The following is a 19,575-nucleotide window of genomic DNA, read 5'->3' as shown; positions in this document are numbered from 1 at the left end:
ACGATACATGGCAAAGCTATCCATTCGCGATCTTGACCTCAAGGGCAAGACAGTTTTCATTCGCGTTGACTTCAACGTTCCGCTCACCAACGGCGGTAAAGAGATCACATCGGACAAGCGCATCCGCGCCTCCGTCCCCACCATCGAATACGCTCTCGAGCAAGGCGCTGCCGTCGTTCTCGCCAGCCATCTGGGCCGGCCCAAGGGCAAGCCGAACGCAGAGATGAGCTTGGCCCCGATTGCCGTCCGCCTCAGCGAAATTCTGAAGAAGCCGGTCGAAATGGCCAAGGACTGCATCGGCGTCACGAAGCCCGCTCCCGGCTCTGTGCTGCTGCTCGAGAACCTGCGTTTCCACGCCGAAGAAGAAGCCAACGACGCGGCCTTCTCAAAGCAACTCGCTGAAGGAATCGACGTATACATCAACGACGCCTTTGGCGCCGCGCATCGTGCCCATGCCTCAACCGTGGGCATCATCCAGTTTGTCCCCCAGGCCGCGGCGGGCCTGCTGATGGACAAGGAACTCGACTACCTCACGCGCGTTACGGCCAACCCCGAACATCCTTCGGTTGCCATCATTGGCGGCGCCAAGGTGAGCGACAAGATCGAAGTGATCCAGAACCTGCTCAAGGTGACTGACAAGCTTCTGATCGGTGGCGCAATGGCCTACACCTTCCTCAAGAGCCAGGGCCTGCCGATCGGCAAGAGTCTGGTGGAGGAAGATAAGCTCGACTTGGCAAAGGAGTTGCTTGCCACCTCCGGCGATAAGTTGATGCTGCCAGTGGACCACGCCGTCAGCCCGGAATTCAAGGCTGATGCAGGCTACGCCACGGTAGACCAGATTCCTGATGGCCAGATGGCGCTCGACATCGGCCCGAAGACGATCGAAGCCTATGTCGCAACGATCTCTGCCGCGCGTACCATCATCTGGAACGGACCGATGGGCGTGTTTGAAATGCCTCCCTTTGACAAGGGCACGATGGCTGTTGCCAATGCGGTGGCAGAAGCAACCGACAAGGGTGCGATCAGCGTGGTGGGCGGTGGCGATAGCGAAAAGGCTGTCAAGACTGCGGGGATCAGTGATAGAGTTTCTCACGTGTCCACAGGCGGTGGCGCCAGCCTCGAGTTCCTCAGTGGTCTCGAACTGCCTGGCGTAGCTGCCCTCTCAGGCAAATAGGAGAACTCATGTCCCGGCTGGCCCTCGTCTTCTTGCTCGCGTTTTCTGCGAGTGCGCAAGTGCATCTGTTTAGCAAAGACCAGATGATTCAGTACACCGCGAAGAATCCGTATGAACGATTTGCAGATGGGCGCCCCAAGGTGCCTGACGCAGTTCTCGAGAAGATGAAGGGCCTGTCGGTCGAAGAGATCTGGAAGATCCTGAATAGCTCAGGCTATCAGAATACTTATGCCGGAGACTTCCAGCAACTGCACTCCGGCATGAAGCTGATTGGCCGCGCGGTGACGGCGCAGTTCATGCCGGCCCGCGAAGACATCATGGAAGTGGAAGACAAGGGCGCGAGCGATCGTGGTTGGGCAAAGAGCGAGCACCAGCGCGTGATCGATCAATTGCAGCCCGGCGATGTGCTGGTGGCCGACCTCTTCTCCAAGATCGAAGGCGGCACACTCGTGGGCGACAATCTGGCAGCCGCCATCCATAGCGCCACCGGCAATGGCTTTGTGGTGGATGGAGCGATTCGCGATCTCGAAGGCATCTTCCCGATGCAGATGAATATCTACTATCGCGGCGTCCATCCGTCCGCGGTGCGCGACATCATGCTCACCGGCTACAACGTGCCAGTGCGGATCGGCAATGCGGTCGTGATGCCGGGCGACATTGTGTTCGGCGACCGTACCGGTGTTTACTTCGTGCCGCCACATCTGATCGAAAAGATTCTGCAAACCGCCGAAGAAACTCACATTCACGACGAATGGACGAAAGATAAGTTCTCGAAAGGCCACTACAAATCGACCGACCTTTACCCCACTCCCAAGGACCCGGCGCTGAAGAAAGAATACGAAGACTATAAGAAGAAGCGCCTGCGATAATAGAGAAGTGTCCAAGGTAAAAGAGCTGGAACGACAACTGGATCTCGCGCAGCAACAACTGCGTGTTTTTCAGAAGATCAGCCGCTTCATGGTCAAGGACTTGAACCTGAAGCAAGTGCTGGCTGGTATTAACGCGTTGGTATTGGAATTCATGCGTGGGGACTCTTGTCTGCTGTACTTGCTGGACAAGGGCGACCTGCTCTTGTGTTCTTCGAACAACCCCTCGCCGGGAACTCTCGGCAATTTGCGTTTGCGTCTGGACGAAGGTCTTACGGGCTGGGTGGCCCGCGAGCGTCGGCTGGTTGCCATCAGCAAAGAGGCCTTTACAGATCCTAGATTTAAGGGCTTTGCCGAATTGCCGGAAGATCAGTATGAGGCCTTCCTATCCGCACCGATCATTGCACGCAATAAGGTAGTGGGTGTCATCAACGTGCAACATCGCAAACCGCATGTCTTCACAGGCGAGGAAATGGAAACCCTGACTACGGTTGGCGAACAAGTGGGCGTGCTGTTGAGTCTGGCCCGGCTGGAGAGTGGTGTGACTTCCGAGGAAGTGGGTGCCCTTGTCGCAGCCGCTGCATCTTAGCCGCCGCGCCCTGTTTGCGGCTTTGCCCGTCTTTGCAGCCGGTCCAAAGTTTGCGAGAGTTTTCCACTATGTGGCGCCGGATTCGGTTCTGTTGCTGGTGGACTTCGCTTTTGGATCGGATCGCCGCGGTTGGGCTCTCGGTGGACTCAGCCATCGCGGTTCCGGCTTCAAGGGCATTCAACTGGCGACTGACGATGGTGGAAACACCTGGACACAGTCGGAGTTAAAGTTCATTCCTGAATCCCTCTTTGTGTTGGACGACTCTTTGCTATGGGCGGTCAGCGACAAGGGCGAGATCTGGTTCAGCGCGGAAGCCGGCCGCGATTGGCGCAAGCTCTCGAAAAAGAAGGAAGCGCGCAAGCTTCACTTCCTGGATGCTGAGAACGGTTTTCTCATCGGTGAGAAAAAGACCTTCATGCGCAGCTCGGATGGCGGCAAGACTTGGCGCCATGTGCCCGAAGGAGCGCAGGCCAAGGGCAATAGCGAGAACCTGGCCTACCGTCTGATTGCCTTCTGGAACAACAAAGTCGGCATTGTCATGGGAAGCTCCGAGACGACCACTCCGGAGCGCTTACCGGGATGGATGGAGCCAGAGCGGGTGGGCAGGCGTGTAACGCCAAAGCTCATGGTGAGCCTGGAAACTGGGGACGGCGGCCTCTCTTGGAGCGCTCAGGACGCATCCACCTTCGGCCAGATCCATCGCAGCGTGGTTGGAAGCGATGGCACTGGTTTTATGCTGGTGAAGTATGAGAAGTCCTTCTCCTACGGTGGGGAAGTGTACTCCTTCTATCCCACCAGCAAACGAAAGGGCGAGAAGCTCTTGCGTGTCAAGGATGCAGACGTTCACGACATCCTCTATCTGCCAGGCGATGGGGTCTATCTTGCCTGTACGGAGCGGCTGGGCAATCTGCCTGTCCCTACGAAGGTACGGATCCTGCATTCGAAGGATTATGTGAATTGGACAGACCTTGCCGTCGATTACCGTGCTGCGGCGCAGCGCGTGTATCTCTCGGCAACGCCGTCCGGCAAAGTATTCGCAGCTCTCGATCAAGCAACCATTCTGTCCTTGCGATGATCATCGCGAACATCGGAACGCTACTCACGCTCGAAACGGAGCCGCTCCACAATGCTTTTCTCGAAGTGGACCAGGGTGTCGTCATCCGCTTTGGCTCGATGGCCTCGGCGCCCCGGGCTGATGTCGACGCCGAGCGCCGCGTCGTGATGCCAGGCTTTGTCGATTGCCACACGCATCTCGCCAACATGGGACAGATGCACGGCAGCTTCGAGGATCGTTGCCGCGCTGTGGCGGCAGCCCAGCCGGAAGAGCTCCGTGCTTCAATCGAGCGCCAGATCGCGATGATGCTTGCCTTCGGGACCACAACCGTCGAGATCAAGACCTGTTATGGATCTCCCGAAAAGTGTCTTGATGCGATGCCCCATGATGTGATTCGCACTGAGATGGCGCCGCCCGATTGGACCCTATGGAGACAGCCACACTTTGTCGATGCCCTGGCCGAAGGGATGACGGCGGAGCGCTTGCTGGCCACAAAAACTCCGGTGAAGGTGCATGTGCTCGATCGCGGACTGGAGATGGCGCTGGAGGCCGGAGCGGTCAGTGTGGAGCATCTGCTCCACGCAACCAAACGCGATGTGGCAACCCTCGCCCAAACCAGCACCCTTGCCGTGCTGTTGCCAGCCATGGCTTACTACACGCGTGCCGGGCGCTTTGCGCCGGCGCGACAACTGATCGATGCCGGCGTCAAGGTTGCTCTGGGCACCGACAGCAACCCAGGCGACTCGCCAAGCTTCTCCATGCAAATGGTGATGCACCTGGCCTGTCGGGAGATGGGCATGACTTGCGAGGAAGCGATTCGGGCGGCAACTCTGCATGCTGCCGCCGCGCTGCGGCTCGATCATCGATTGGGTTCACTGGCGCCCGGCAAGGATGCCAATTTTCTGATCCTCGAGACCGGCGATTACCGGGACCTGCCCGCCGTTATTGGCTCGAACTTAGTTCGTAAGGTTTATCGCCGTACTTATGCTGCAGGCGAGTTATCTCCCGCTTGAGCGTGGCTACTAAAGCAGGCTGCTTCGAGGCAAGGTTTGTCATCTCATGCGGATCCTTCTTCATGTCGAAGAGCTCATACTCGGGCTCCGTCGTCTGGTAGCGGATCAGCTTGTGGGTCTTCGTGCGCACGCCATAGTGACCGGGAACATGGTGGTCCCGGTCATCGTGCATCCAGTAGCGGTAATACATCGATTGCCGCCAAGTGGGCGGGGTTCTGCCTTGCAGATTCTGACGGAAGCTTTCCCCCTGCATCTTCGGGTCGCGGCCCATGCCCGCGTAATCGAGGAAGGTGGGCGCAAAGTCGATGTTCAGTGAGATATCGCTGTTCCTCGTGCCGGCCTTGATCTCCTTCGGGTAGCGAGCCAGGAAAGGCATCCGCAAGGACTCCTCATACATCAGCCGCTTGTCGAACATGCCATGATCGCCGAGGAAGAAGCCCTGGTCTGAGGTGTAGATCACGATGGTGTTTTCACGCAGATTGTTCGCGTCTAAATGATCGAGGATGCGGCCGACTGAATCGTCCACGGACTGCACACAGCGCAGATAATCCTTCATATAGCGCTGGTAGGCCCACTTGCGGAGTGCGTCTCCGGTGAGACCTTCGGGCGGCTTCATTTTCAGGTCGCGCTCGGTGGTGTCTTCGCCAACACGCATTTTGAGGCCACGGCCAACGGGCTGATAGAGGTTTGATGGTTCCGGAATGTCCTTGTCATCGAAGAGATTTTTGTACTTCGGGCCAGGGTCCCAGGGACGATGAGGGGCCTTGTGGTGGCACATCAGGAAGAAGGGTTTGCTCGCATCGCGTTCTTTCAAGAAGTCGATCGCAAAATCAGTGATGATGTCCGTGCAATAACCCTGGTATTGCTTGCGGCCCGTCTTCTCGAGGAAGAACGGGTCGTAATAGACACCTTGTCCCGGCAGGATGCGCCAATGGTCGAAGCCTTGCGGCTGGGTGCCCAGATGCCATTTGCCGATCATCGCCGTCTGGTAGCCAAAGCTCTGGAGATGGGTGGCAATTGTGGGGCGCTTGATGTCGATCGAGTCATCGAGCGTGTTGACGCCATTGATGTGGCTGTACTGGCCGGTTAGAATCGCGGCCCGGGATGGCGTGCAGATGGAATTGGTGCAGAAACAGTTGTCGAAGCGAACGCCTTCCTTCGCCAGCCGGTCGATGTTCGGCGTGGAGTTGATCTTGCTGCCGTAAGCAGAGATGGCGTGAGCGGCATGATCGTCGGACATGATGAACAGAATGTTCGGCTGGGTCTGCGGCTGCGGCATGAGGCTGGCGAGCAGGCCTCGCCGGGAGATCAAAGGCATGTCAATATTATGAGCATGATGCATCGACGTGGTTTTCTTGCTCTTGGCGCGCTCCCTCTGCTGGGACAGCAACTGAGTGGGCGGCAGCTTCAACTCAGCGCCGAAGGAAGGCGGATCTGGCTCACTTATGGCAATGGCCTCGATGCGATTTTGAAGAGTTCCGATGACCTTGGCAAGAGCTGGGTCGACCGCGCGGTGTACTCCGGCAAAGGCAAACTGATGCTCGGCATGCGCCGTGGCCCGCGCTATGCGAACGGCGTGGTGAGTGGAATCGCAAATGGCGATCTCTGGGCCTGGCGGGAAGGGTCGGTGGTGAGAGTCAACGATGTGGCGAATTCGGCTCGCGAAGGTCTGCACGCGATGGCCGCAGGCGGGGGCAAGATTTATGCGGCTTGGCTCGATCTTCGTACTGAAGGAATGAAGCTCTATGGCTCCATCAGTTCCGATGGCGGCAAGAGTTGGAGCCCGAACCTCGAACTTTATGCCTCGCCCGACGGTACCATCTGCCAGTGTTGCCATCCCAGCCTGCTCGTCGATACAGCCGGCAAAGCAACGGTGATGTTTCGCAACGCCCTCGGCGGCATGCGCGATATGTACACGATGGAATGGGGCAGTAAGCCCGTCAAGTTGGGCAGCGGAAGCTGGAAGATTAACGCCTGTCCGATGGACGGTGGCGGCATGGTGCGCGACGGCGACGGGAAACTGGTGACCGTTTGGCGTCGCGATACGCAGGTGTTTCTCTCGCGGCCCGGTAGCGATGAGGAGTTGCTCGGCAGCGGCAAGCAGCCGGTGATTGTCCGCGGCAAAGAAGGACTTTGGGTTGCCTGGGCCGAAGGAAAATCCATCGTCGTACGCAGCCCTGACCAACAGAAGAAGCAAGTCGGCGAGGGCGCCTTTGTCAGCATGGTGGCGCGTCCGGATGGGGGAGTGCTGCTGGGTTGGGAGAACGAAGGACAGCTCAGCTTCGCAACAGCTGAGCCGCCGATTCGGGCGTGATGTCGCGCTGCGGCATGGCCAGCATCTCGAAGCCCACCATGAACTTGCGAATCGTTGCCGAACGCAGCAACGGCGGGTAGTAGTGGGCGTGCAGATAGAAATCGGCAACGCCATTCGGCCGCTGGTGCCAGCCCATGGTGTAGGGGAAGCTGGTGTCGAAGAGCTTGTCGTAGCGAGCAGTCAGCCGCTCGAGAATCTCACTCAGCGTCTCGCGTTCCACATCCTCAAGATCCGTGAGGCGGCCGACGGCACGCCGAGGAATGACTAGCGTTTCAAAGGGCCAAATCGCCCAATAGGGAACAACAACCACCCAGTGCTCGTTCGAACAGACCAGCCGCTCGGCCAGTTGCCATTCCTGCTTCCAGTAGTCCCCAAGAACGCGTGTGTTGGTCTCTTTCACGAGTTCGGGAGGAATGAAGCTGGTGGCCCAGATCTGTCCATGTGGATGTGGGTTCGAGGCCCCCATCATGGCGCCGCGATTCTCGAAGATCTGTACGGACTGGATATCGGGATGCGCAAAGAGCTCGGCCGACTGCTCACACCAGGCGTCGACGATTCCGGTGGAAGGGCGAATCGAGTGGTGCGGCGAATAGCAGAGGACGCGGCAGATGCCACAGGCTGGTTCCGATCGCAGCAGACCCATCTGAATTGGGTTCGTTTGGTGCGTCAGCAGAGCGGGGAAGTCATTCTCGAAGACATAGGTGCCTTCGTAATTCGGATTGTGTTTGCCTGCCGCCCGCTCGTTGCCCGGACAGAGATAGCAGCTGGGATCATAAGCCAGCGCCGCAGCCTCCTGCGCTGCATCCACCTGGCCTTGCCAGGGACGCAGCGCGCGGTGGGGAGAGACAAGAACCCACTCCCCATTGAGCGGGTTCCAGCGGCGATGCGGCAGATTCACGAGGCACTATCCGCGGCACGAGTGATCAACAGGCTCGGATTGATGCCGGTTTTCGCATAGTAGCGGCGGGCGAGTTCGGCACGGAACGCTTCGGCCTGATCGGCATGAACCAGGTTGATGGTCGAGCCGCCAAAGCCGCCGCCCGTCATCCGGGCTCCGATCAGCCCAGGACAAGTCTGCGCCTCTTCCACCATGATGTCGAGCTCCGGACAAGAGACCTCAAAGTCGCCGCGCAGACTCGCGTGTGAGGAAGCCATCAGTTCGCCGAGCGATGCCAGATCTCCGGATTCCAGCGCTTCGACAAAGCTCAGAACCCGCTGATTCTCCGTAACGATGTGACGCGCCCGTTTGTTGTCGCCCCAGGACGTCGCATCGCGCAAACTACTGACGCCGAGATCGGTTGCGGCGATTTCGCATTCCTCACGGCGCAGGTTGTACTCTCCATCGGCCAGCTGGTGCTTGATCATCGTGTTTGCGATCACAAAGACAATGCCCTCCGGGATGGGCACCGCTTTGAAATCGAAGTTGCGGCAATCGAGCAGAACCGCGTGGTCTGCCTGGCCATGCAGAGAGATGAACTGGTCCATAATGCCGCAGCGCAGGCCAACATTTTCGATCTCGGCAAGCTGGCAGAGCCGGGCGATGTTCATGCGTTGCAGACGTGTTTCGGCCAGGCTCAGAAAGGCCAGGGCGCTGGAGACTTCGAGAGCGGCAGAACTCGAAAGGCCGGCTCCCATCGGTAGCGTGCTGCTGAAATCGAGACGTGCCGGCGGAACTTCAATCCCATGCTTGAGGAGTTGTTCGTAGACCCCCAGGACATAGATTTCCCAGCCTTCGGGTGCGTTGCTCGCAGTATAGAGTTCTAGTTTTTGGGAAGGAGTGACTGTAACGGTGGTGTGAAAACCGATGGCCGCCGGGAGGACAAAGCCTTCGTTGTAATCGGTGTGTTCCCCAATCAGATTGACGCGTCCAGGCGCGCGGAAAGTAGTGGTCATGTTTTACGGCTCGCGATGGTAAAGACAACACCAATCGCTAACATTACGATTCCCCAGACGAGGTTGATGTTGCCGCCAAACAGCTGCGGCTTCGACCCGGCATCGATGGTGAAGGCCGCCAGCACGAGAAGCGCCCCCAGGGCGAGGAAGAGACGGCCAATGATGAGTCTGAGATCCATTGTTGTTTACCAGAAGATGATGTTCAGTACAACCAGAACGGCGAGAATCCCGCAGGCGAGCAGCTTCGGACTGCGATCCGCGGGTATCTCCGTGTGCGCGTAGACGAGGCCCTTCAATTCACTGACAGGCTTCGGACTGGTGACCAGGCTGACCAGAATCGTGACGACAAAGCACGCCGTCCAGGCCCAGATGGCGGTATAGAAGTTCTGTGCCATCTCGCTCGGATAAGTAGCGACCATACCGAGCCAGCCCCCCTTGATCCCCGGCACACTCGCCACCGGCAGTGTGAGGCCATGGTGCAGCGCAGCAGCCAGAGTCCCGGAAACAAGACCGAAGAAGGCGCCATTCGCACTCGTGCGCGACCAGAACATGCCCAGCAGGAAAGTGGCAAAGAGCGGCGCGTTGACAAAGGCGAAGATCAACTGCAGCAGATCCATGATGTTATTGAACTTCACAGCCGCATAGGCGGCAGCGACCGAAGCGAGGATGCCAAAGACAGTCGCCAGTTTCCCGATCTTCAGATAGTGCGCGTCGGAGCGGCCGGGGCGGATGTAGGCCTGGTAGATGTCATAAGTCCAGACGGTGTTGAAGGCCGTGACATTGCCCGCCATGCCCGACATAAAGCTCGCCATCAAGGCAGTGAGCCCAAGGCCGAGCATCCCGGCAGGGAAGAAGTTCTGGAGCATCAGCGGAATCGTCATGTCGTAGTTCAACGTGCCGTCCGGCTTGACTGGCAAATGGAAGGCGCCGTTGGTCTGGTTCGAAATCGCAAGGGCGATCATGCCGGGCAGAATGACCAGAAAAGGAAAGATCATCTTCGGCACGGCAGCAATGAGCGGAGTCTTTCGGGCGGCGGCCATGGAATCAGCGGCCATCGCGCGCTGTACGACGAGAAAGTCCGTACACCAATAGCCAAAACTCAAAACGAAGCCAAGCCCCATCGCCATGCCGAACCATTCAATGCCCATCGGGTTTGCCGAAGGGTTCGACATCTGCGCCCAGGCCTCGGTATACGCGCCAGGGACATAGCCTTTCGAAACAGCGACACGCTCCAGTTGGGTGGTGAGCCCGTGCCAGCCCCCCACGTTATGAAGGCCCACAATCACCAGCGGCAAGAAGCCCGCACAAATCAGGAAAAACTGGAGAACTTCGTTGTAAATCGCTGAGGTCAAACCACCTAAGAAGATGTAGACAAGGACAATTACGGCAGCCAGGGCGATGCTCGCGTCGAAGTTCCAGCCGAGCAGGGACGCAAGCAGCAGACCCATGGCGTAAAGAGAAATGCCGGAAGACATCACCGTCATAATGGCGAAGGTAATGGCGTTAAAGGCCCGGGTTTTCTCATCAAAACGGAGCTTCAGATACTCCGGGACCGAGCGCGCTCGCGAACCGTAATAGAACGGCATCATAAAGACGCCGACAAAGAGCATAGCGGGCACCGCGCCCACCCAATAGAAGTGGCTGGTGGCGATGCCATACTTGGCACCTGAGGCCGCCATTCCCATCAGTTCCTGAGCGCCAAGATTGGCGGAGAGAAAGGCAAGGCCGGCGATCCAGGCCGGAATCGAACGCCCCGAAAGCAAGTAATCTTCGCTCGACTGCATCTGGCGCCGCAATTGGAAGCCGATGCCAAGCACGAACGCAAAGTAGGTGAGCAGGATCGCGTAGTCGATCCAATGAAGTTCAATCTGTGGGAGGGACACGGGTAAGGGCCTAAGTTATCGGGGATAGCCGGGTGTGTCAAGAAAAGTTTGTCTAGCCCATGGCAGGCATACGAAAAACGAGCGAACTCCACTCCCCTTCACTTCGCTCGCCAAGCAGCGGCAGGCCGTAGATCTGCTTGACGCGGTCCGCTTCTTCGACGCCGAATCCAGCCAGAACCACGACGCCATCTGGCTTCACGATGCGCAGAATCTCGTCCGCAAAGTTCACCAGCACAGCCGCGCTGATGTTTGCCGCAACGATGTCGAAGCTCTCGCTCGCGATACAGTCCGCCATGCCTTGTACCACCGGAACTCCGCTGAGCTGGCGCGTAAGGTGGCAGCTATCGTCCTCAACATCGACACCCACCACCAGACCGGCTCCCAGCAGGCGAGCCCCACGGGAGAGGATGCCTGCACCGCAGCCAAGATCGAGCAGGCGCATGCCGGGCTGCAGGTATTTCTCGATTGCCTCCAGAGCATGGCGGGTGGACGGATGTTCGCCGCTCCCGCAGGCTGCGCCGTCCTGGTAGTCAATGCGCCAGCGCCCTTCGGGCGTCGCTTCATCGCTCCAGGAAGGAGCGAAGTAAAATCGTTCCCCCACCAGCCGGCTCTTCCAGACGAGATGACTGATGGTGACCCAATCGGTGGCGTCTTCAAAGACTTCGACGCCAAAGCCGCTCGCGGCTTCCCGCGTATCGAAGCTGGCCTTCAGCGTGTAGCGGCCCTCTGGTTCATCCAGCTCCGCAATGCCGGTTGTACCCGCATCGAAGAGGTCGGAAATGAGGATGTCTTTTTCCTCTTCACTACAGGGGAGCAGAATATAAAAATTGGGCACTGATTACTTTGCGAATCTCTGAAAGAAGCTCGCATCCTTCCACTTGGGCGTTTCTGGAGCGTTGGCTGCCGCCGTGATGATGGAGCTGAGGACGCGATTGTATTGCGCAGCGGCTTCCTTCTCTACCGGCTGCGTGAGGTCATCTGCAGGTGAATGATAGCGATCGCGCAGCCAGGCCTGCACTAGCTTCTCTTCGGGGGTCCCTTTCCGATAGCCAAATTTGAAGGCCAACGCGGGAATGCCATTTCGGATGAAGCTGTACTGGTCACTGCGGATAAAGGTGTTGCGTTCCGGCGCCGGGTCGGGCCAGACTTCGATCCCTGCGTCCTGCGCACTTTTACGCGCCAGATCGCCTAAGGTCGACTCGTCCACGCCCAAAATCAGCAGAGCCTTGAGCGGAAAGAGCGGAAGGTACATATCCATGTTCAGATCGGCGACCACGCGCCCCTTCTTCTCCTGGCCGAAAACCGGATGCTGCGCATACCAGGAGGAGCCGAGCAATCCCTTCTCTTCGCCCGTCAGCGCGATAAAGGCAATGCTGCGCTTGAGAGGGAGATTGGCTTCTTTGATGAGCCGGGCCGCTTCGATCAGGCTGGCGACACCGCTCGCGTTGTCCATCGCGCCGTTATAGATCTGGTCGCCGCTGATCTTGTCGTTGACGCCGAGATGATCGAGATGGGCTGAGATGACAATGAACTCATTGCGAAGAGCAGGGTCAGTCCCATAGCGGATACCAATCGTATTTTCACCCTCAATCTTCCGCTGGGTGTAGGCGGCCTTCACCGTGAGCTTCCCTTGGAGAGGAAAGTGCGGCAAAGCTTGCCGTTGGTTTGCCAGAGCAAACAACTCGTCGATGCTGTGTCCGGAGCCCGCAAAAAACTTGTCGGCGTGTGCCGCGTTGATGGTGAGCGAGACCTTCAGCCGGTCCGTGCCTGTGCCGGGCTCATCGATCGACATCGAAGGCATCAGCCGGGCCAGAGTCGCGCGGGACCAGGGAATGTCGCTATTGCGTGGATTCGCGATTGTGGCCGATCCGATCGCACCAGCTTCGGCAAGAAAGCGCGCCCGCTCTGAGGCGCTCTGGTAATGGCTCGCGAGAGGGCCCGGAATGCCTTCTGGTTGTCCGGAGATGAAAACGGCGATCTTGCCCTTGAGGTCCACTCCCTTGAAATCGTCGTAATTGTTTTCTGGGACTTTGGTGCCATAACCCACAAAGACCATTTCCGCCTCGACGCTGGCCGCGGGCGCGCTGCGGATTCCAATATTGGCGTCTTCTCCTAACTGGAGCAACTCCGCCTTGCCATCGCGGGTAAGGGTCAACGAAGATTTCGATTCATCAATCGTGCGTTCCAGAAACGGCACTTTCTGGGTGTAGCTGCTTTTGGAGGCACCCGGAGCAAGACCGGCCTTTTCAAACTCGGCGGCGACATACTTCGCCGCGGCGCGGAAGCCGGGGCTCCCGACATTGCGGCCCTTCATCTCGTCCTTGGCCAGCACCTCGACGTGCGACCACCAGCGTTTGCCTTCCTGGGCATAGTTGATGTCCGTGCTGCGTTCCGCGGCAATGAGAGTGGCGCCAACCGTCGCGATGGCCGCCATCTGGCGTAGTTTCATGCACCCGCTCCTGTTTGTTTGGACGCTTTGTATTTTTGCCGGATTTCACGAACTTCCATGAGATGATCCTCAGCATGCTGGATGTGCTCACGGAAAAACTGCAATAAGGTGATGGGGCCGGTTTCAGTATGGGTGCCTTGGCGGCTCCAGACAGATTCCGGCTGTTCCTTCAGCAGATCATAATTTTCGGCAATCATGCGCCGGTAGAGCTCCACGGCGCCGGAAAACTTACGCTGGCGGTAATTCAGATTTGCGGTCCAGGCGGCGCCGTCGAAGGCGACAAGGGTGGGGTTTTCTTCGGCGATCAGAGCGCTGAGACGCCCATGAGCAACCAGTTCGGTATCCATCAGGTGGCAGACGATCTGCCGGACACTCCATAGATCCGCATTCGCCTGGAAGTCTAACTCAGCCCCGGCCGCGCCCGTGGTGAGAGAGGCGAGTAATTCTCCACCGCGCCGAAAACGTTCCAGCAATTCCGCTACTTCGCTCATGTACAGTTCATCCTCAGTAATAATCGGAGCAGGACATATAGTAGCCGCAACGCGTGCAGAACAACTTGCATTTGCGCTGCTCCAGCCTGACACTGCACACCGGACAAAACAGCATCGGGTGCTGATCTCCGTCCGGTTCGACGCCTTCTCGTAACGTCTCGCGCGCTGCTGCGTCCTGATCCATAGCCAAACCCATTATATGAACGGCGCTACAATCAAGCCCATGCGGCGGCCAATTGCACTCTTAATTCTTATTGCCCTGCTCCTTGCCTGCGGCACGGCTCAACAGACGATTCAAACGCGGGATCTGGCCGATGCGCTCCTTCCCAAGGAACCAGCCCGCGGGAAAAATGGCGCAGTTGCGGGCGGAACCGCTGCTGCCGTCGATGCCGGAATGAAGATCTTCAAGATGGGCGGCAATGCGGTGGATGCCGGTGTCGCCACCATGTTTGCGGCTGCTGTGGCCGAGTATTCCCATTTTGGCTTTGGTGGCGAGGCTCCGATTCTCATCCGCACCAAGGATGGCACTGTTGTCACGATTGGGGGCGTCGGCACGATGCCGAAGCTGGGAACGCCGGAGTTTTTCCGCAAGCACCAACTGGAACCGCTGGAAGTCGATTCCAACGAGCCGAACGGACTGACGAAGTATCTTCCTGTCACCGGCCTGCTGCCGGCAATTGTCCCCGGCATGGTGGAAGGCGGGCTGGTGGCGCTTCGCGACTACGGCACGCTTTCGTTTGAGCAAGTGATCGGGCCGGCCATTGAGCTGGCCGACGAACAGGTGGTGGACGATATGCGCGCCGCGGTCGTGCGCTATGCGCGGCCCTTCTTTGATCGCTGGCCCACGTCAAAGGCTTATTTCATGCCCGATGGTCACATGCCCCGTCCTGGTGAGACCTTCAAGCAACCGGCACTGGCCAAGACGCTGCGGGCGATGGTGGCCGCAGAGCAACGCGCGGCCGCACTGAAGAAGCCGCGCACGCTTGGCATTGACGCGGTGCGCGATTATTTTTATCGCGGCGAGATTGCCCGCAAGATCGACGCCTTCTCCAAAGCAAATGGCGGCCTGATCCGCTACGAAGACATGGCGAATTTCCGGGTGAAGCCAGAGCCTTCCCTCGGGGGCAGCTATAAGAATTACACCGTCTACAAGCCGGGTTTCTACACCCAAGGCCCGGCTGCCATCGAACTGCTGAACCTGATGGAGAACACGAACGTCGCGAAGCTTGGTTTCGGATCGGAACAGTACATTCATACGATGACCGAGGCGATGAAGCTCGCCTATGCCGACCGTGACGCCTACTACGGCGATCCACTGTTTACCAAGGTGCCGAGCGCCGAACTGCTGTCGAAGGAATACGCGAAGACTCGTTTCTCGCTCATTACCGATGCAGCCAGCCTCGACTTCCGCCCCGGCAAAGTGAAGCACGCGAATGGCACGCATCCATCGAGAGAGGAACTGGTGCGCCGCCAGATTGACGATGCCCTGATGTATGGCGACACCACCTGCGTCAATGCGATCGACAAAGACGGCGTATTGTTCAGCGCCACGCCGAGCGGTGCGGCTCTTCCCAGCGTGATCGTCGGGGACACCGGCATTCCGCTGACGCAGCGTGCGCAGAGCTTCTACCTGATTGGCGACCATCCGAATGATGTTGCTCCCGGCAAACGTCCACGGGTGACGCTGACACCGACTCTTGTCCTCAAAGACGGCAAGCCTTACATGGTGATGTCCACCCCGGGCGGCGACAATCAGGACCAGAGCCTGGTGCAGATGTTCTTCAACGTGGTGGAGTTCGGGATGAATGCGCAACAGGCGGTGGCGGCTCCGCGCTTCCAGTCGCGGCATCTGGTATCGAGCTTTGATAACCATGCAATGAACCCAGGCAGTCTGCTGGTGGATGAACGCTTTGGCCGGCCTGTGGCCATTGCTCTCAAGAATCGCGGCCATCGCGTTGAGTTCCGATCGCGCTTCTCTTCAGGAGCCGCTCCAACGATGATTCTGCTGCAGCCGGATGGCACGATCGAAGCCGGCGCCGATCCTTACGCATTTCGAGTCGCCAAAGCGTTTTGAGTTCGACAGCGATCCTGGTTGCGGGTCACGCCATTGTGCGGGACCTGAGCAATTATCAAGACGATAAGGCCTGGCATCTGCTCGATTTCCAGCGCGGAGAACCGCCAAAGTATGTCGAACACATCCGGCGTGCGGTGACAGAAGCGGCAGCAGATCCCCAGTCGATTTTGATCTTCTCGGGAGGGGCCACGCGCCGGGATGCTGGTCCGCGGAGCGAGAGCCTCAGCTATTGGCTGCTGGCGGAGCATCTGCAATGGTTTGGACATCCTGAGGTTGCCCAGCGCAGCTACCTCGAAGAGTTTGCGCGGGACAGCTTTGAGAATCTGCTTTTTGGCATTTGCCGTTACCGGGAGGTCCGGGGACAAGATCCGGAACACGTGACCCTCGTCAGTTGGGCCTTTAAGCAGCAACGCTTTGAGAATCTGCACCGGCAGGCCATTGGTTGGCCTCGCGAGCGCTTCCGCTACATTGGTCCGAATGATCCTGAGGATCTATCACAGGCACAGCGAGCTGAAGAAAAAGCGCGTGCCCAGTACCTGGCAGATCCCTACAGCCTGGGTCCCGAGTTCCAGGCCAAGAAGTCAGAACGCAATCCGTTCCGCCGCCAGCATGGCTATCGGACGAGTTGTCCGGAATGGTTTTCCGTAGACAAGCCCTGGCATATGTTTTGATGGAAGAGAACCAATCATGCTGCAACTTGGCTTTGTATCCGCGATCCTTCCCGATCTCACTCTTGAAGAAGTATTGACCTTTGCCAGCGAAGAGAAATTTCGCTGCGTCGAGGTGATGTGCTGGCCCAAAGGCAAGGCCGAACGCCGCTATGCCGGCGTCACCCATATTGACGTCGTTGGCTTTGATGCCGATGCCGCCAAGCGGGTACAGGACCTGACGGCAAAGACCGGAGTCGCCATCAGCGGTCTGGGCTATTACCCCAATCCGCTGACGCCCGACGAGGCGGAAGCTAAGGTTTATGTCGATCACATTAAGGCCGTGATCCAAGCCTCAAAGCTGCTGGGCATTGGAGTGGTCAACACCTTTGTCGGCCGTGACTGGACCAAGAGCGTCGAAGACAACTGGCCACGCTTCCTCGCCACCTGGAAGCCGCTCATCGACTTTGCCGACGACCACGGCGTGAAGGTGGGAATCGAGAATTGCCCGATGTCCTTCTCAAAGGACGAATGGCCCGGCGGCAAGAATCTTGCCACCACGCCGGTGATCTGGCGCCGGATGTTCAACGATATTCCCAGCTCCAACTTCGGCTTGAACTTTGATCCGAGTCATTTCGTGTGGCAGGGCATGGACTATGTCAAAGTGCTGCGCGAGTTCAAAGATCGCCTGCACCACATGCACGCCAAGGACGCTCGTCTCGATCGCGACCGTCTCAATGAGGTGGGGCTGCTTGCCCACCCGAACGAGTACCACACGCCGAAGCTCCCCGGCATGGGCGACGTGAACTGGGGCCAGTTCCTCGGCGCGCTGGCGGAGGTGTATGACGGTCCGCTCGCCATCGAAGTGGAAGACCGCGCCTATGAAGGCACCCTCGAGGCACGCAAACGCAGCCTCCAGATCAGCCGCAATTACCTGAATGCGTTTGTCGGTTAAGCGATGACAACCCTGCGTGTGAACCGCATGCGGTATCTGCTGTTTTGGAAGCCATATGGGGTTCTCACGCAGTTTACGCCGGAGCCTGGGAGTGTCCATGAAACGCTCGCCAAGTACATTGATGTCCCGAACGTATATCCCGTAGGCCGTCTCGATTGGGATAGCGAAGGGCTGGTCCTGCTCACCAACGATGGAGAGTTGCAGCATCGCTGGACCGATCCACGCTTCGGACATTCCCGGACCTACTGGGTGCAAGTAGAAGGGGAGGCCAGCGAGGAAGCAATTGCCAAGCTGAGGGCAGGAGTCGCGGTCCAGGATTACACCAGCAAGCCTGCTCAGGCGCGGCTCTTGTCTGAGGAAGACGTCGCCACGCTGCCGCCGCGCAATGTACCGGTACGTTTCCGCGCTGCGATTCCAACCAGTTGGCTGGAGATCACGCTGACAGAGGGCCGCAATCGCCAAGTGCGGCGGATGACCGCCGCCGTGGGCCTGCCCACGTTACGGCTGATCCGTGTCGCCTCTGGTGAATTGAATCTGAAAGGCCTGCAGCCAGGGGAGTGGCGCGAAATCGCTGCTCCCAAGCTGCCGCCGCGCCCCGCAAGCACTCCGAAAAAAAGCCCGGCTCCATGGAAGAAACCGGGTGTGAGGAAGTCTTAAATTGGGAGCAGGTCAATAGCGGGGCGGAATGCCTCGATTGGCCCGGAAGGTGCGGAGTTGGTCGCGATGAAAAGCAATGCGTTGCTTGTCTTGCGGATACAACTCCCGCGCCGTAAGCAGGCGATTCAAATTGTCGATTGCCTGATCGAGGCGCCCGTTGTCAAACTTGCCTCGCGAGGCGTTGGCCTGAAAGCGCTCAAGGTTATTCACAGCGTCGCTAAATTGCCGGCGCGCCCAGCCGTCCCACGCAGCGCGTTGTCCAATGCGCTGCAAGTCATTTTGAATGCCATCAATAAAGCGCTGGCTACTCGAGTAAGGATTACTCGGACCATAACCGTAGCCACCCCGATTCGGGTAGCGGCCATATTGCGCAAATGCCGCCGTGCTCGCCAACAGCGTCAGGACGAGGATCTGTTTGGTCATCGATTGCCTCCTGTCCGGTTGGACGCAAAAATGTTGTTCCGGTTTCAGCAGTTGAATCCTGTTGCACAATTGGACAAACGATGAAGACCTTCTTCCTCCTCCTCACCCTGCTCGCCACCGCTTCTGCGCAGAAGATCGAGACGCTGATTGGAGACGGCAAGCCGGGCTTGAGCGATACGCAGGTGAACAATCCCTATGGCCTGACGATCGGTCCAGACCGCGCGCTGTATTGGTGCGACATCGATGGCCACGTCATCCGGCGCATGGATCTTAAAACACGCAAGACCTCGATTGTCGTCGGCACCGGCGTGAAGGGTAATTCCGGCGATGGCAATCTTGCAACCAAGGCCGAAATTGACCAACCCTATGAGGTACGTTTTGACACAAAAGGCAATCTGTTCTTTGCCGACATGACCAATCATGTAATTCGCCGGGTCGACAAGAAATCCGGATTCATCCGCACCATTGCCGGAACCGGCAAAGCCGGCTTTAGCGGTGATGGCGGCTACGCTGTAAAGGCTAGCCTGCGCCAGCCACATAGCATCGTCTTTGACCACGCAGGCCGTCTGCTCATCTGCGACATTGGCAACGACCGCGTGCGCCGCATTGATCTGAAATCCGGCCTCATCGAAACCTACCTCGGCAATGGGCAGAAGAAGGATCCAGTCGAAGGCGCCAAGACCTTCGACACACCGCTGCTCGCTCCGCGCGCGATCGAAGTTGCTGCCGACGGCAAGCTCTACATCATCAAGCGCCAGGGCAACGCATTGTATGAAGTGGACCCGAAGCATGGCACTTACCATCTGTTGGCCAGCACGGGGATGAATGGGCCCAAGGGCATCTCTGCCGGCCCAAAGCAGAATCTGTTCATTGCGGACACGGAGAACCACGCCGTGCAGCGCTTCAACCTGAAGAAGGGCACCTTGACCCGGGTGGCCGGGACAGGCGAAAAAGGCGACGGGCCGGATGGCGATCCCTTGCAGTGCAAGATGAACCGGCCTCACGGCGTTTTCGTCGATCGAAAGGGAGTTCTCTACATCGCCGACAGCGAGGCACACCGTATCCGCCGGATGCAAATTGCATTAAGATAATG

20 protein-coding genes are annotated in these 19,575 nt (G+C 58.3%); 11 read left to right on the top strand and 9 right to left on the bottom strand.

Features of this window, described 5'->3' with window-relative positions:
* The first annotated feature begins 7 nt into the window (after nt 1-7).
* From M017_RS0124065 to M017_RS28290, 5 genes are read left to right on the top strand one after another with little or no spacing between them, the layout of a single operon-like run.
* The gene (locus M017_RS0124065) at nt 8-1,174 is read left to right on the top strand and encodes a phosphoglycerate kinase (RefSeq protein ID WP_031500787.1); all 1,167 of its coding nucleotides are present in this window, start codon (nt 8-10) and stop codon (nt 1,172-1,174) included.
* An 8-nt stretch (nt 1,175-1,182) separates the two neighbouring features.
* A complete protein-coding gene (locus tag M017_RS0124060) occupies nt 1,183-2,043 on the top strand; it encodes an RraA family protein (RefSeq protein ID WP_051670814.1) in 861 nt (286 codons plus the stop codon).
* Nucleotides 2,044-2,050: 7 nt separating this feature from the next.
* Complete coding sequence (locus tag M017_RS0124055; protein WP_051670813.1) at nt 2,051-2,629, top strand: GAF domain-containing protein; 579 nt, start codon at nt 2,051-2,053, stop codon at nt 2,627-2,629.
* Nucleotides 2,607-3,704 carry a YCF48-related protein gene (locus tag M017_RS0124050; RefSeq protein ID WP_031500783.1) on the top strand — a complete coding sequence of 366 codons (1,098 nt, stop codon included), beginning with the start codon at nt 2,607-2,609 and terminating at the stop codon, nt 3,702-3,704. The genes M017_RS0124055 and M017_RS0124050 overlap by 23 nt, the downstream gene beginning before the upstream one ends.
* Complete coding sequence (locus M017_RS28290) at nt 3,701-4,696, top strand: amidohydrolase family protein (RefSeq protein WP_031500782.1); 996 nt, start codon at nt 3,701-3,703, stop codon at nt 4,694-4,696. The genes M017_RS0124050 and M017_RS28290 overlap by 4 nt, the downstream gene beginning before the upstream one ends.
* Here the strand turns inward: M017_RS28290 and M017_RS0124040 are convergent.
* Complete coding sequence (locus M017_RS0124040; RefSeq protein ID WP_202901719.1) at nt 4,626-6,014, bottom strand: sulfatase family protein; 1,389 nt, start codon at nt 6,012-6,014, stop codon at nt 4,626-4,628. The genes M017_RS28290 and M017_RS0124040 overlap by 71 nt on opposite strands.
* Before the next feature lie 15 nt (nt 6,015-6,029).
* Here M017_RS0124040 and M017_RS0124035 point away from each other — a divergent pair, with 15 nt between their 5' ends.
* The gene (locus M017_RS0124035; protein ID WP_155121598.1) at nt 6,030-7,010 is read left to right on the top strand and encodes an exo-alpha-sialidase; all 981 of its coding nucleotides are present in this window, start codon (nt 6,030-6,032) and stop codon (nt 7,008-7,010) included.
* Here M017_RS0124035 and M017_RS0124030 read toward each other — a convergent pair.
* From M017_RS0124030 to M017_RS0124000, 7 genes are read right to left on the bottom strand one after another with little or no spacing between them, the layout of a single operon-like run.
* Nucleotides 6,973-7,908 carry a UDP-glucose--hexose-1-phosphate uridylyltransferase gene (locus M017_RS0124030; protein ID WP_031500779.1) on the bottom strand — a complete coding sequence of 312 codons (936 nt, stop codon included), beginning with the start codon at nt 7,906-7,908 and terminating at the stop codon, nt 6,973-6,975. The genes M017_RS0124035 and M017_RS0124030 overlap by 38 nt on opposite strands.
* On the bottom strand, nt 7,905-8,903 hold the full coding sequence (galK, locus tag M017_RS0124025; protein ID WP_051670811.1) for a galactokinase: 999 nt from the start codon (nt 8,901-8,903) through the stop codon (nt 7,905-7,907). The genes M017_RS0124030 and galK overlap by 4 nt, the downstream gene beginning before the upstream one ends.
* Complete coding sequence (locus M017_RS0124020) at nt 8,900-9,082, bottom strand: hypothetical protein (RefSeq protein WP_031500777.1); 183 nt, start codon at nt 9,080-9,082, stop codon at nt 8,900-8,902. The genes galK and M017_RS0124020 overlap by 4 nt, the downstream gene beginning before the upstream one ends.
* A gap of 6 nt (nt 9,083-9,088) precedes the next feature.
* Nucleotides 9,089-10,786, bottom strand: a complete 1,698-nt coding sequence (locus M017_RS0124015; protein WP_238326031.1) for a sodium:solute symporter family protein — start codon at nt 10,784-10,786, stop codon at nt 9,089-9,091.
* A 52-nt stretch (nt 10,787-10,838) separates the two neighbouring features.
* On the bottom strand, nt 10,839-11,621 hold the full coding sequence (locus M017_RS0124010; RefSeq protein ID WP_031500775.1) for a 50S ribosomal protein L11 methyltransferase: 783 nt from the start codon (nt 11,619-11,621) through the stop codon (nt 10,839-10,841).
* A 3-nt stretch (nt 11,622-11,624) separates the two neighbouring features.
* Entirely contained in the window at nt 11,625-13,235 is a 1,611-nt protein-coding gene (locus M017_RS0124005; RefSeq protein ID WP_031500774.1) for a M28 family metallopeptidase, read from the bottom strand.
* Nucleotides 13,232-13,726 carry a DinB family protein gene (locus tag M017_RS0124000; RefSeq protein WP_031500773.1) on the bottom strand — a complete coding sequence of 165 codons (495 nt, stop codon included), beginning with the start codon at nt 13,724-13,726 and terminating at the stop codon, nt 13,232-13,234. Before M017_RS0124000 ends, M017_RS0124005 begins: the two co-directional genes overlap by 4 nt.
* A gap of 223 nt (nt 13,727-13,949) precedes the next feature.
* On the opposite strand from M017_RS0124000, the gene M017_RS0123995 reads away from it, so the two are divergent.
* From M017_RS0123995 to M017_RS0123980, 4 genes are read left to right on the top strand one after another with little or no spacing between them, the layout of a single operon-like run.
* Nucleotides 13,950-15,800, top strand: a complete 1,851-nt coding sequence (locus M017_RS0123995) for a gamma-glutamyltransferase family protein (protein ID WP_162180033.1) — start codon at nt 13,950-13,952, stop codon at nt 15,798-15,800.
* Nucleotides 15,797-16,471: a YdcF family protein gene (locus M017_RS0123990; RefSeq protein WP_031500771.1), complete on the top strand. Its 675-nt coding sequence runs from the start codon at nt 15,797-15,799 to the stop codon at nt 16,469-16,471. The genes M017_RS0123995 and M017_RS0123990 overlap by 4 nt, the downstream gene beginning before the upstream one ends.
* Nucleotides 16,472-16,490: 19 nt before the next feature.
* Nucleotides 16,491-17,402: a sugar phosphate isomerase/epimerase family protein gene (locus tag M017_RS0123985; RefSeq protein WP_031500770.1), complete on the top strand. Its 912-nt coding sequence runs from the start codon at nt 16,491-16,493 to the stop codon at nt 17,400-17,402.
* 3 nt (nt 17,403-17,405) lie between these two features.
* Nucleotides 17,406-18,059 carry a pseudouridine synthase gene (locus M017_RS0123980; RefSeq protein WP_202901718.1) on the top strand — a complete coding sequence of 218 codons (654 nt, stop codon included), beginning with the start codon at nt 17,406-17,408 and terminating at the stop codon, nt 18,057-18,059.
* A 12-nt stretch (nt 18,060-18,071) separates the two neighbouring features.
* Here M017_RS0123980 and M017_RS0123975 read toward each other — a convergent pair whose 3' ends face one another.
* The gene (locus tag M017_RS0123975) at nt 18,072-18,482 is read right to left on the bottom strand and encodes a hypothetical protein (protein ID WP_031500768.1); all 411 of its coding nucleotides are present in this window, start codon (nt 18,480-18,482) and stop codon (nt 18,072-18,074) included.
* Between the two features lie 80 nt (nt 18,483-18,562).
* On the opposite strand from M017_RS0123975, the gene M017_RS0123970 reads away from it, so the two are divergent.
* A complete protein-coding gene (locus M017_RS0123970) occupies nt 18,563-19,573 on the top strand; it encodes an NHL domain-containing protein (RefSeq protein WP_035958810.1) in 1,011 nt (336 codons plus the stop codon).
* Nucleotides 19,574-19,575 lie beyond the last annotated feature (2 nt).

The organism is Bryobacter aggregatus MPL3, from assembly GCF_000702445.1.
Classification (GTDB): Bacteria; Acidobacteriota; Terriglobia; order Bryobacterales; family Bryobacteraceae; genus Bryobacter; species Bryobacter aggregatus.
The sequence above is the reverse complement of the archived record's forward strand: the minus strand, read 5'-3'. Positions and strand labels throughout refer to the sequence as shown.